We start from the raw sequence: 12,570 nt of genomic DNA, 5'->3' as shown, positions 1-12,570 counted from the left end.
GTCTCCTGTGCCGGACGAAGGGGACGGACCGCGGGTGCGGCGGCCCGGCTCCTTACTTCTTCCGTGGCCGGCTGGATTCGACATGACCGCCCGGCGGAGAGTGGATGTGGGGACGCTGAATGCCGGGCAATCGGCGTCCGGATCCGTTGGCCCGCCGGTGTCCCCGTGGTCAGGGAAGCAGCGCGGCGGTGATGCGGTCGGAGGCGGTCCGCGCGGCGCGCCGCGGGTCCCCGCCCGTCAGGGCGGCCGTCATGTACGGCTTGATCGGGTTGTCCGCCTCGACGTCCGCCCACTGCGGGGAGTTCGGGGTGGCTCTGCCGCGTGCCGCGCCGGCGGCCATGGCGGAGGTGCTCTCCTCGCCCTCCAGCTCGGCGGCGAGCGTGGTCTTGTTCGGCACGTAGTTCATGGTCCGTGCGAGGTCGAGCTGCCATGTGTCGCTCGCCAGGGCGGAGACGACCTCGACGGCGGCGGCCCGCTCCGCGGAGTTCTCGGGCACGATGAGGTCGGAGCCGCCGATGAAGACCGCGCCCGGCTCGGCCGCGGTCCTGCCGGGTACCGGGAAGAAACCGAGTGTGCCCCTGAGCGCGGGATTGGCCTGCTCGATGACGGTGGCCGCGCTGGGCACCGCGATCATCTGGGCGACCTTGCCCCTGGCGAAGACCTGGGCCTGGGGCGGGGTCTCCTCGTCGCCGTCCTTGGGGCCGGAGCCGTGCGACTGGAGCCGCTGGTAGAAGTCCATGCCGCGCAGGGCGGCCGGGGTGTGCAGCGCGCCCTCCCATTGGCCGGCCCGCTCCACGGCGAGCTCGCCTCCCTCGTCCCAGACGAAGCCGGCCAGTGTGTACCAGTCCTGGCCGGACAGGTAGATGCCGTCGGTGTCCGCGGTGTTGAGCCGTTCGGAGACCTCCAGCCACTGCGCACGGGTCTTCGGCGGCTCCTCGATGCCGGCCTCGGCGAAGAGGTCCTTGCGGTAGACGACGACGCGACTGGCCGCGTACCAGGGGATGCCGTACTGGGAGCCGTTGATGCTGCCCGGTTCCGCGAGGCCGGGCAGCCAGTCCTCGCTGCCGAGGTCGCGGACGGACTCGAGGGTGAGGTCGCGCAGGGCGCCGCTCTCGGCGTACTGGGCGACCTGGGTGTTGCCGACCTCGATGATCTCGGGGGCGTCGTCGCTCTTCAGGGCCGCGGTGACCTTCTTCCCGATGCCGGTCCACTCCTGGAAGGAGACGTCGAGCTCGATGCCGGGGTGCTGCTTCTCGAAGGCTTCGGTGAAGCGGTCCAGGAAGTCCTGGGAGACGCTGTCCTTCATGAGCCAGATGTGTACGGTCCGGGTGCCGGGGCCTCCCGGCACGAGCCCGCAGCCGCCGAGCGTGACGGCGCACACGAGAGCGGTGGGCAGGACGAGCGCGCGGTTCTTCACGGGGTCACCTTCTGCGTGAGGGCACGGACGACGGACCCGACATGGGGGGAAGCGCGCGCGCTCGCACGGGTGTGGCTGGATTTTGGTATGGACCAAAGGGCCGGTCAACCCCTCGGGCGGGGCCGCACGGGCCGGGTGTCACCGCGCGGCCCGCCCGTCGTGATGACGACCCGGCACCGCCCCGTAGCACCTGGGACCGACCTCGCGAACACATCGGCAGACTGATCCGGGCTACGCGTCGGCGCTCATAGCTTCTTGATCGAACCCCCCACGGTCAGGAGGCGCTCTCGACATGTACGGCAAGGCATTCGCTCCGGAGTACCAGGGCGATCTGGGCTCGGCGCTCGGCGTGAACTCCTCGTACGACGAGGTCCTCACCACCGCGCTGCGCGCCCGGCACGCGGCGGGATCGGCCCTCGAACGAGCCCGGGCGGCACTGGCGCTCGCCGAGGCCAACCGGCGGCTGGGGCGCTCCGCCGACGCGAGAGCCGCGTGGCGGGACAGTTACCGCTGTGCGCGCGAGGCCGGTGACCCGGCGGGGATGGCGTGGGCGCTGTGGAGCGGCGGCACGCTGGCACGCCAGTGCGGCTCCCTGCGGCTCGCGCGCCGTCTGCTGTCCGCCGCCGCCTCGTACGCGGACGCGGCGCGCGACCGCATCGCCCACGGCTACGCGCTCGCCGGTCTCGCCGAGACCGGCCGCATACAGGGCGACTACGCGGCCGTGGCCGACCTGCACGAGCAGCTGCTGCGGCAGGCGCGGGCGCACGGCGAGTCGCGGCACATGGTGTGGGCGATGTCCGGCATCGCCCAGATGCACCGGAACACCGGCGACCACGCCACGGCGCTGGAACTGTTCACGGAGTGCGTACGGATCGCGTCCGAGGCCGACGACGCCCGCGGGCGCGCCTGGTCGCTTCGCGGCATGGCTGACGTGCTGTCACTGCGGGGCGCGACGGACCGGGCCCTCGGGCTGCTGACACGGGCCGAGGCCGTCTGCCGCGAGATGGAGCTGGCGGGAGCGCTGGCGTACAACCACAAGATGCGCGGCAACGTCCTGTTCCGGGCAGGGCGTTACGAGGAGGCACACGCGGTCTACGGGACGGCGCTGCGCGAGTTCCAGGAGATGGACGAGGCGCGGGGCGCGGCGCTGGCCCGCCTGGGCCTCGTCCGGTCACGCTTCCGCTGCGGCCGTCCGCAGGACGAGGCCCTGTCCGAACTCACCGAGCTGGAACGCGAGTTCGATCGCATCGGCCTGCGGGAGGCGCGCCGGACGGCTGCCGCGTTCCGCGCGGAGCTCCTGGGGGCGTGACTCGGGGCGGGGCGGCGGGCGCACGTACGGACAGTGCTCCCCCGCTGCGGCGGCACATCCAGGTCGTCGGGGGCCGCCGGGCGCAGGCGCGCCGGACGGCTGCCGCGTTCCGCGCGGAGCTCCTGGCGGCGTGACGCGGGGTGGGCGGCGGGCGCACGTACGGACAGTGCTCCCCCGCTGCGGCGGCACATCCAGGTCGTCGGCGAGTCCGGGGCCGGGCCCCGACGAGCGCGTCGCCGCACGCGCCGAGCGGCCCAACCGGGGCACGGGCCGCCGGGCGCGGGCGCGGCAGCGACTGCTACCGCGCCGGCCGACGCGCGGGCACGCAGCCCGAGCTCGCCGCAGGCAGCGACCCGGCGGCCGCCTCCCGGCACTCCCCTCGGCACTTCCTGCGGGTCTCTTCAGCCGCAGGGCGTCCGACGCACGCGCGCGTCATGGCCGCCGGCCCTCCGAGCACCCCGCGATCCGTGGCCGAGGCATCGCCGGCAAGGGCTCCGGCGCGGCACGCCGGGACCGTCGGCCGTGGTCCGCGGCCACGAAGGCGTCGCGCAGCGAGCGCGGACGCGCGGCGCGGGCGACGGGTATGCGGTCGGGTGCGAGCGCGGACGCGCACACGGCACGGCAACACGGCACGGCACGGCACGGCACGGCACGGCACGGGCAACACGGCATCGGCCGGCGCGGTCACGCGGCCAGCACCCGTTGCGCTTGGCGCCCCTCGTGCGTCGTCCCACACCCGCGCCGGCTCCCGTTCAGGGGAGGGCACAGCGGCCGGGTGATCGCACGAAGCCCTCGCTCGGATGCGACGCCTCGCGGGACACCCTCCCGTGGGGCACCGTGGAGGGAACGCATCGAGAGGAGTGCGACGCACATGTCGAACCACACCTACCGCGTCACCGAGATCGTGGGTACCTCCACGGACGGCGTCGACCAGGCCATTCGGAACGGCATCGAACGCGCGTCCCAGACGCTGCGGGGCCTCGACTGGTTCGAGGTGACGCAGGTCAGGGGCCATATCGTCGAGGGCCGGATCGAGCACTACCAGGTCGGACTGAAGGTCGGCTTCCGCCTGGAGGACGGCGTCTGAGACGGGGTGGGGGCGGAGCAGGGACTCAGGTACGGCCCTCGCGCTCCTGCGCGTCCTTCATCGCCTCACTCGTGCTCCTCGCGCCCCACCGCGCCCGCACCACCCGGAATCCGGCGCGCTCGGCGTCCTGGCACACCAGCTCGTCGTCGTCGACGAACATGCGGATCTCCCGGTCACGGCCGAGCCGCCGCAGGAGCTCCAGTTTGGTCCTGCGGGCGGGCCGCCGGTCGTCGTTGCGCCGCATGAACAGGCGCCCTTGGGGCAGCCCCTGGGCGGCGATCCAGTCGAGGGAGTCCGCGCGGCACCGCTCGGGCCGGCCCGTCAGGTACAGGACCTCGCACTCCTCGGCCGCTTCCTTGCACAGCAGGATTCCCTCCGGCAGCGGCGGGTCCTGCGGAGCCGCGGCGAAGAAGGCGTCCCAGTCGCGCGGCGTGCGTTCCAGCAGGTACTGGCGGTGCCCGGCGTCCGAGAGCGTCCCGTCGAGGTCGAATACGGCCAGCGGCCCGCAGTTTCGCGTCACGGCACGAGACTAGACGGCCCCGGACGGCGAATCCGCGCCGTGCGGGAATCTGCCCGGCCCAGCGGCGTTGAATGGGACGTGAGCCAAGTGATCGCCGCCACCCGTCTGTCCGTGCTGGACCGTTCCCGTACCCGCGAGGGACACGACGGGCCGGCCGCGCTGCGCGACACGGTCCGCCTCGCCCAGGAGCTGGAGGCACTGGGCTATCACCGTTTCTGGGTGTCCGAACACCACAGCGTGCCCGGAGTCGCCGGTTCGGCGCCCACTGTGCTCGCCGCGGCGGTCGCCGCGGCCACCTCCACCATCCGGGTCGGCACGGGCGGCGTGATGCTGCCCAACCACCAACCTCTCGTGGTGGCGGAGCAGTTCGGGGTGCTGGAGTCGCTGTTCCCGGGCCGGATCGACATGGGCCTCGGGCGCTCGGTCGGCTTCACCGACGGCATCCGCAGGGCGCTCGGCCGGGACAAGAAGGACGCCGACGACTTCGCGGCGCAGCTCGACGAGCTCCTGGGCTGGTTCACGGGCGGGCAGCGGGCGCATCCGCAGGTCCACGCCCTGCCCGCAAAGGGCCTGCGGGTCCCTCCGTACGTGCTCGCCACCTCAGAGGGCGCGGCGATCGCCGCCCGGGCGGGGCTTCCGCTGGTCATCGGTGACCTGCGGGGAAGAAGGAGGCTGCTGGACGCGGTCGAGGAATACCGCGCCGGTTTCCAGCCGTCCGAGTGGTCCGAGCGGCCGTACGTGGTCGTCGCCGGCACGGTCGCGGTCGCCGCCACCGAGGAGGACGCCCGCCGGCTCCTCGTGCCGGAGGCGTGGTCGATGGCGTACTCGCGTACACAAGGCGTCTTCCCGCCCCTGCTGCCGCCGGAGCGGATCGAGGCGCTGACCATGACCGACAAGGAGCGTGGCTTCTACCTGGCGGGGCTCGAGGGCCACATCGCCGGCACGGAGGAACAGGTCGCCGACGACCTGGAGGCGGTGATCACGGACACCGGCGCGGACGAGGTGCTGGTGACGACGAGCACGTACGACCGCGACGCGCTGCTCGGTTCCTTCCGGCGCCTCGCGCGCGTCGCGGATCTGCCCGGGGCCGGCCCGGTCCGGCCGACGGCGGCCTGACCAGCACGGACGCCTAGACTCGTGCCTCATGCACAGCAGCCCCCACGACCCGTTCGTCCGTGTCCGCGGCGCGCGGGAGCACAATCTGCGCGGTGTCGACGTCGACATTCCGCGCGACGCGCTCGTCGTCTTCACCGGCGTCTCGGGATCCGGCAAGTCCTCGCTGGCGTTCGGCACGATCTACGCGGAGGCGCAGCGGCGCTACTTCGAGTCCGTCGCCCCGTACGCCCGGAGGCTGATCCACCAGGTCGGCACCCCGAAGGTCGGCGAGATCACCGGGTTGCCGCCCGCCGTCTCCCTGGAGCAGCGGCGCTCGGCCCCCACCTCGCGCTCCTCGGTCGGCACGGTCACCACCCTGTCCAACTCGCTGCGCATGCTCTTCTCGCGGGCCGGCCGCTATCCCGAGGGGGCGCCGCGGCTCGACTCGGACGCCTTCTCGCCGAACACGGCCGCCGGCGCCTGCCCCGAGTGCCACGGCCTCGGGCGGGTCCACGGCACCACGGAGGAGCTGCTGGTCCCCGATCCGTCGCTGTCGATCCGCGAGGGCGCGATCGCGGCCTGGCCGGGCGCCTGGCAGGGCAAGAACCTGCGGGACGTGCTGGACACACTCGGCTACGACGTGGACCGGCCGTGGCGCGAGCTCTCCGCCCGGGACCGGGGGTGGATCCTGTTCACGGACGAGCAGCCGGTCGTCACCGTGCATCCGGTACGGGAGGCGGGACGCATCCAACGGCCGTACCAGGGCACGTACATGAGCGCCCGCCGCTATGTGATGCACACCTTCGCGGAGTCCAGGAGCCAGACCCTGCGCGCCAGGGCGGAGCGGTTCCTGACCAGTGAGCCGTGCCCGGTGTGCCGGGGCAGCCGTCTGCGTCCGGAGGCGCTCGCGGTGACCTTCGCGGACCGTACGATCGCCGAACTGGCCGCGCTGCCGCTGACCGGTCTGGCGGCCGTCCTGCGGGACGGGCAGGAGGACGGCGACGAGACGGCCCGCGTGCTCACCGGGGATCTCCTGGCCCGGGTCGGCACGGTGACCGAGCTGGGCCTCGGCTACCTGAGCCTGGACCGGGCGACCCCGACGCTCTCCAGCGGGGAGCTGCAGCGGCTGCGCCTGGCGACGCAGCTGCGATCGGGGCTGTTCGGCGTCGTCTACGTGCTGGACGAGCCGTCGGCCGGTCTGCACCCGGCGGACACGGAGGCGCTGCTGGTCGTCCTCGACCGGTTGAAGGCGGGCGGCAACACCGTCTTCGTCGTCGAACACCATCTCGACGTGGTGCGCCGCGCCGACTGGCTGGTCGACGTCGGGCCCCGCGCGGGCGAACACGGCGGGCGGGTGCTGCACAGCGGCCCGCCCGGGGAGCTCGCCGACGTGGCCGAGTCGGCGACCGCCCGCTTCCTGTTCGGCGCGGGCCCCGCGCCGGCACGGACGCCGAGGGAACCGTCGGGGCACCTGGCGCTCGGCCCGCTGACCCGCCACAACCTGCGCGGTCTGACGACCCGGCTCCCGCTCGGAGTGCTGACGGCGGTCACGGGGGTGTCGGGCTCCGGCAAGTCGACGCTGGTCGGTTCGATCACGGAGGAACTGCCGGGGTTGGAACGGCTGGTGACGGTGGACCAGAAGCCGATCGGCCGCACGCCCCGGTCCAACCTGGCCACGTACACGGGGCTGTTCGACGTGGTGCGCAAGCTGTTCGCCGGCACGGACGCGGCGCGCGAGCGCGGCTACCGGGCCGGCCGCTTCTCGTTCAACGTGTCGGGCGGGCGGTGCGAGACCTGCCAGGGCGAGGGGTTCGTCTCGGTCGAGCTGCTGTTCCTGCCCAGCACGTACGCCCCCTGTCCGGACTGCGCAGGCGCCCGCTACAACCCGCGGACCCTGGAGGTCGGCTACCGGGGCCTGAACATCGCCGAGGTGCTGGACCTGACGGTGGAGGCGGCGTCCGCCTTCTTCGCGGACGTGCCGGCAGCGGCCCGGAGCCTGCGCGCGCTGACGGACGTGGGCCTCGGCTATCTGCGGCTCGGCCAGCCGGCCACGGAGTTGTCCGGCGGCGAGGCGCAGCGCATCAAGCTGGCGAGCGAGTTGCAGCGGATGCGCCGCGGTCACACGCTCTACGTGCTCGACGAGCCGACGACGGGGCTGCATCCCGCCGATGTGGAGGTGCTGATGCGCCAGCTGAACGGGCTGGTGGACGCGGGGCACTCGGTGGTGGTGGTCGAGCACGACATGGACGTGGTGGCCGGGGCGGACTGGGTGATCGACCTCGGTCCCGGCGGCGGTGACGAGGGCGGCCGGATCGTGGCGTCCGGCACGCCGACGGAGGTGGCGTCCGCGCCGGGGAGCCGTACGGCACCGTACCTGGCCGGGGCCCTGGGCTGACGACGGGGCACCCCGGAACTGTCGACGCCAGCCTCACCGCGTCCTCGTCGCGCAGATGCTCCAGCACGTACTCACGCAGGTCATCCCGCACGCGCTCGGCATCCCACTCGGCCCGGCCGAGCAGGTGCCGCATGCCGTCCGTCCCGGCCCACTCGGTGATCGCCCAGCAGTTCTCGCGCGGGAGGTCCGAGAGCAGCCCGATCACCAAGGCCCTCACCCGGCGCCGGGGCTCAACCCGGATACGGCCACCGCTGATCACCGGTGGAGGTACTCGGGGGCGATCGTCCGCTGTACGTCCGGCGTGCCGCCTCGCGCGTCGTGCCATCGAGTGCGCATCCGCCACACGCTTCATGCATGAGCGATGAGTTCGGGCGGCGGATCGGGTCTGCCCTGGCATGACTCGCATCATCGCTGACATCTCGGTCTCTCTCGACGGCTTCGTCACCGGGCCCGACCCCAGCCCGGACAACGGTCTGGGCACCGGCGGCGAGGCCCTGCACACGTGGGCGTTCTCCGACGACCCCGACGACCGCCGGGTCCTGCGTGAGGCGACCGCCCGCTCGGGCGCCGTCGTCCTCGGCCGCCGCCTCTTCGACGTGGTCGACGGGCCGCAAGGCTGGGACGACACGTCCGGCTACGGCGCCGGCGAGGTCGGCAAGCCCGCGTTCGTCGTCGTGACGAGCTCGCCACCGGAGTCGGTGCGGACAACCAACCTCGACTGGACGTTCGTCACCACCGGTCTGCCCGACGCCGTCACCGCCGCGCGCGAGCGAGCCGAGGCGGCGTCGTCGGACAGCGGCAAGGACCTCGACGTCATCCTCATGGGCGGCGGCGCCACGATCGGCTCGGCGTTGGAGGCCGGGCTGGTCGACGCGCTGACGCTGCACCTCGCGCCCGTCGTGCTGGGCGCCGGGACACCACTGTTCACCGGCGCAGCGCCGCGCACGCTGGTGCAGCGGAGCGTGATCCCGACCTCGACCGCGACGCACCTGACCTACGACGTCTCCCCGGTGATCCGATGACTACTGTCAACGCCAATGGGATCGCCCTGGGCATCGAGTCGTTCGGTGACGACGACGCGCCACTCGTCCTGCTCGCGGGCGGGACGACGATGCTCTCCTGGCCCGACGCGCTGTGCGAGCGCCTCGCCGCCGGCGGACGCCGTGTGGTGCGCTACGACCTGCGCGACAGCGGGGAGTCGACGACGACGGATCCGGAGGCGCCCGCCTACACCCTGCGCGACCTCGCCGCCGACGCGGCGGCCCTCGCTGACGCGCTCGGCGGGGGGCCTGCGCACCTCGCGGGCATCGGCGTCGGCGGAATGGTCGCCCAGGTGGCCGTGCTCGACCACCCGGGCGCGTTCTCGGCGCTCACCCTGGTGGGCACACGCGCGGTGGCCCCTGGCCCGCCCGACGACGACCTCCCCGACCATGACCGGGCGACGACGAGCCGGCTGTTCGCGCGTCCGATGCCCGATTGGACCGACCGCGAGGCGGTTGCGGAGTTCGCCGCCGCCGGCGCGGAGATCCGCGGCGACGACCCCGTCGCCGCGCGCGCGATCGCTGCGCGCGTCTGGGACCGCACGCCCGGGACCGCACCCCCGGTCCAGATGGCCAACCAGATGGGCATGGTGTTCTCCAGGCTCGACTGCACACCCCGCTGGCGCGAGCGCCTGTCCGAGATCGAGGTCCCCACGCTCGTCGTGCACGGCCGCCGCGACCGGTTCTTCCCCGTCGGCAACGGCGAGGCGATCGCACGCGAGATCCCCGGGGCACGGCTGCTCGTCCTCGAGGAGGCCGCCACGGCGATCCCCGATGCGGCGGTCGGCGAGGTCACCGAGGCGATGCTCACGCTCGGACAGAGGACGGCGGATGCCGCCGGGGGTCGGGCCTCCACGCATCAGGCGAAGGACGCAGCAGTCCGCTCGTGGCGGCAGCATTCGCGGCCGCAGCGGCGGCCATAGTCGACCGCCTCACCGTCAACGGCACCATCATCGAGACCGGCACCAACTCCTACCGCCTCGCCAGCACTCGAGCACGAGTAGAGGAGCCCGCCAAGGCCGTCGGCCGCGACCTGCCGCGACCGCCAGCCGCCCTGACGGGCGGCTGGCGGTCGCGCACTCGTGCTGCTTCCGTCAGGAACGTCGCCGCGGTGTGTCAGTGGGCCTCAAGAGTCGAGCACGGCGGCTACGGCCTCGATCTCGACGAGCTGGTCCTCATAGCCGAGCACGGTGACGCCCATCAAGGTGCTGGGGACGTCATGGTCAGCGAACGAGTCCCGGACTACCTCCCAGGCAGCCACCAGATCCTCGCGCCGCGCCGATGCGACGAGAACCCTGGTACTGATGACGTCCTGGAGTGACGCGCCGGAGGCAGTGAGAGCAGCCCGCATGTTCTCGACTGCTTTCCATGCCTGACCCGCGTAGTCCCCGATCGCTGCCGTCGAGCCGTCGTCGTTGAGGGGACACGCCCCTGCGAGGAAGATCAGGCGCGAGTCGGCGGGCGCCGTGGCTGCGTAGGCGTACTCGGCGATGTCTGACAGGGAGGCGGAGCGGATCAGAGTGATGGCACGAGCCACGATCGTCGGGTCCTTTCCCATCGGGAGTTGAGCGCGGACATCCTGTCAACGACTCGTCGGCACCCGCCTTCCCTTTTCTCGGCACCCTCGGCAATGCCGTCGTTTTTGGTCGGCACCCGTGGACCGGCTGGTCACCACATGACTCCGCAACCCCTGGAGAAACGCTGTTGCCAGTGATCAGCGAAGTCACCGATCGAACGCTCGGAAGCACGGGACTTCTGAACATGCAGCTCCCCTGCGCGCAGTGCCCCACTGTAAAGGTGTAGATGCTGACCGGCTCGAGGCCCGATGTCGCGAGGCTGCCTGCCTACGGCCGGCCGCCTTAGCGGCGTTGCTTCCGAGCACGCACCACGTGGTGTGGGGGCCATCCCCGCACCCGCGGATGGTCCCTCACCAACCTCCTGGACCACTCCCAGAGCACGCTGCTCCCCGCCCGGCGGGGATGGTCCCAAGCCGCCGCCCACCTGCGGGGATGGTCCGTCTTCCTCGAGGCGGCTCACACGTCCGTCTCGAGGCCGGCCACGGCTCCGCGCCGGTCGGGACACGGGCCCGTATCCGAAACACCGGGGCCTGCGGGTGTACGCAGCCGGGGCGTCGTCAGTCGTCACCTGCGCCGCACCGTGAGCGATGGGCCGAGTCCGACACCCCTCGACGAGACGGCGGCGCGGCCTTCGACGGACAGCGTGTGCGTTGCGGCGCGGTGTCATGCCGTGGACCGCGCCTGCGGGGATGCGTGGCGTACGGGGTCCTTCTTCGGTCGCGAGGCGTGGGCCACGAGGAACAGGAAGAGTCCGCAGGAGGCGACCAGGATCCAGCCCGGGCGGGACGCGTGTGCGAGCTCAGCCGGGCTCGTATCCGCGACCAGGCCGCCGGCGAGCGCGATGCCGACCGCGGAGCCGAACTGGCGCGCGGTGGACGTGATCGCTCCGGCCACGCCGGCGCGGGCGGGAGGCAGGCCGCTGACCGCGGTGTTGGTGATCGGGGCGTTGGCGAAGCCGAACCCGATACCGATGAGCGAGTAGGCCGGCAGGAGCAGGGACATGCTCGTGTGCTGGTCGAGTCCGACCAGGCAGAGTGCGCCGAGCGTCGTGAAGATGCCGGCCAGGACGAGCGGCGGCCGCGGTCCGATGCGACCCACCAGATGGCCGGACAGGGGCGCGCAGACGGTCGCTCCGGCCGCCATGGGCAAGGTCGCCAACCCGGCCGCCAACGGCGTGAACCCCCGGGTGTGTTGCAGGTAGTAGGTGTTGAGCAGGAGCGTCACGTTCAGGGCGACGAAGACCGCGACGGCGCCCAGGACCGCGCTGCTGAAGGCCGGGCGCCAGAAGAGCCGCAGGTCCATCAGCGGCTCGTTCCGGCGGGACTCGACCGTCACGAATCCGGCCGTCGCCACGGCAACGAGTACGTACGCGGTCAGGGCCGCGGGCGTGGTCCAGCCGATCCGCGGACCTTCGATGAGGATGCCCACCGAGACCGCGACGACCACGGCCAGCAGGGCCTGACCGGGGATGTCGAGCCGCCGCACCCGTCGCGCCCGGGACTCCGGCACGAACACCGCGCTGAGCACGAGGGCGCCCGCGATGACCGGCACATTGATCCAGAACACCGACCGCCAGCCGAAGGCCTCGATGAGAGCGCCGCCCGTGACGGGGCCCGCGGCCATGCTGAGCCCGAAGACCGACGCCCAGACTCCGATCGCCTGCGCCCGTTCCCTCGGGTCGGGCATCGCGTTGACCACGATCGCCAGAGCGACGGGACTGAGCATCGAGGCGCCGATTCCCTGCACGGCACGGGCGACGACGAGAACGCCCACCGAGGGAGCAAGCGCGCAGACCAGCGAGGCCGCGCCGAAGGTGGCCAGCCCGAGCCGGAACACCCGTCGGCGTCCGAACCGGTCCGCCAGCGCACCGGAGGAGATCAGCAGGCCGGCCAGGACGAGGATGTACGCGTCCACGATCCACTCGAGACTGCGCGTCCCGGCCCCCAGGCCCCGCCCGATGGCCGGCAGACCCACATTGACGATGGTGGTGTCCAGACCCACCAGGAACATGCTCAGACAGCAGACGGCCAGCACCGTCCAGCGCCTGCGCGCGCTCAGAACGGGCTGAACCGTGTGAGTCGTTGCGGTCACTGTGCACCTCTCACGTCCGGGAGTACCTTGCCCGGCCAG

Annotated in this window: 10 protein-coding genes and 2 pseudogenes; 7 read left to right on the top strand and 5 right to left on the bottom strand. The window is 72.6% G+C overall.

Translation table 11 applies throughout. The annotated features are described in order from the left end of the window. Positions 1–169 precede the first annotated feature (169 nt). Positions 170–1,417: an extracellular solute-binding protein gene (locus AB0K02_RS23825; protein WP_365994532.1), complete on the bottom strand. Its 1,248-nt coding sequence runs from the start codon at positions 1,415–1,417 to the stop codon at positions 170–172. Between the two features lie 292 nt (positions 1,418–1,709). Between AB0K02_RS23825 and AB0K02_RS23820 the strand changes: the two genes are divergently transcribed. Both AB0K02_RS23820 and AB0K02_RS23815 read left to right on the top strand, forming a co-directional pair. Then, the gene (locus AB0K02_RS23820; protein ID WP_365994530.1) at positions 1,710–2,726 is read left to right on the top strand and encodes a tetratricopeptide repeat protein; all 1,017 of its coding nucleotides are present in this window, start codon (positions 1,710–1,712) and stop codon (positions 2,724–2,726) included. An 871-nt stretch (positions 2,727–3,597) separates the two neighbouring features. Continuing rightward, positions 3,598–3,813 (top strand): dodecin, encoded by a 216-nt coding sequence (locus tag AB0K02_RS23815; protein ID WP_365994528.1) that lies wholly within the window; start codon positions 3,598–3,600, stop codon positions 3,811–3,813. A gap of 25 nt (positions 3,814–3,838) precedes the next feature. On the opposite strand, the gene AB0K02_RS23810 is transcribed toward AB0K02_RS23815, so the two are convergent. Next, entirely contained in the window at positions 3,839–4,333 is a 495-nt protein-coding gene (locus AB0K02_RS23810) for a hypothetical protein (protein WP_365994527.1), read from the bottom strand. Positions 4,334–4,411: 78 nt separating this feature from the next. Between AB0K02_RS23810 and AB0K02_RS23805 the strand changes: the two genes are divergently transcribed. Both AB0K02_RS23805 and AB0K02_RS23800 read left to right on the top strand, forming a co-directional pair. Further along, complete coding sequence (locus AB0K02_RS23805) at positions 4,412–5,449, top strand: MsnO8 family LLM class oxidoreductase (RefSeq protein ID WP_365994526.1); 1,038 nt, start codon at positions 4,412–4,414, stop codon at positions 5,447–5,449. A gap of 28 nt (positions 5,450–5,477) precedes the next feature. Continuing rightward, on the top strand, positions 5,478–7,823 hold the full coding sequence (locus tag AB0K02_RS23800; RefSeq protein ID WP_365994525.1) for an excinuclease ABC subunit UvrA: 2,346 nt from the start codon (positions 5,478–5,480) through the stop codon (positions 7,821–7,823). 34 nt (positions 7,824–7,857) lie between these two features. Here the strand turns inward: AB0K02_RS23800 and AB0K02_RS23795 are convergent. Further along, a pseudogene (locus AB0K02_RS23795) lies at positions 7,858–8,082 on the bottom strand (transposase); the annotation flags it as partial. A 136-nt stretch (positions 8,083–8,218) separates the two neighbouring features. On the opposite strand from AB0K02_RS23795, the gene AB0K02_RS23790 reads away from it, so the two are divergent. From AB0K02_RS23790 to AB0K02_RS23780, 3 genes and pseudogenes are all read left to right on the top strand, one after another. Next, positions 8,219–8,845 (top strand): dihydrofolate reductase family protein, encoded by a 627-nt coding sequence (locus tag AB0K02_RS23790; RefSeq protein WP_365994524.1) that lies wholly within the window; start codon positions 8,219–8,221, stop codon positions 8,843–8,845. Beyond that, positions 8,842–9,786: an alpha/beta hydrolase gene (locus AB0K02_RS23785; protein WP_365994523.1), complete on the top strand. Its 945-nt coding sequence runs from the start codon at positions 8,842–8,844 to the stop codon at positions 9,784–9,786. The genes AB0K02_RS23790 and AB0K02_RS23785 overlap by 4 nt, the downstream gene beginning before the upstream one ends. Then, a pseudogene (locus tag AB0K02_RS23780) lies at positions 9,777–9,878 on the top strand (AAA family ATPase); the annotation flags it as partial. The gene AB0K02_RS23785 and the pseudogene AB0K02_RS23780, both read left to right, overlap by 10 nt. Before the next feature lie 111 nt (positions 9,879–9,989). Here the strand turns inward: AB0K02_RS23780 and AB0K02_RS23775 are convergent. Together AB0K02_RS23775 and AB0K02_RS23770 are read right to left on the bottom strand one after the other, a co-directional pair. Continuing rightward, complete coding sequence (locus AB0K02_RS23775) at positions 9,990–10,400, bottom strand: Rid family hydrolase (protein WP_365994522.1); 411 nt, start codon at positions 10,398–10,400, stop codon at positions 9,990–9,992. 703 nt (positions 10,401–11,103) lie between these two features. Further along, positions 11,104–12,531, bottom strand: coding sequence for an MFS transporter (locus AB0K02_RS23770; protein WP_365994521.1), 1,428 nt, complete (start codon positions 12,529–12,531; stop codon positions 11,104–11,106). Positions 12,532–12,570: the final 39 nt, after the last annotated feature.

The sequence above is a fragment of the Streptomyces sp. NPDC049597 genome (assembly GCF_040675505.1).
GTDB lineage: Bacteria > Actinomycetota > Actinomycetes > Streptomycetales > Streptomycetaceae > Streptomyces.
This window is presented reverse-complemented; position numbering and strand designations above follow the sequence as displayed.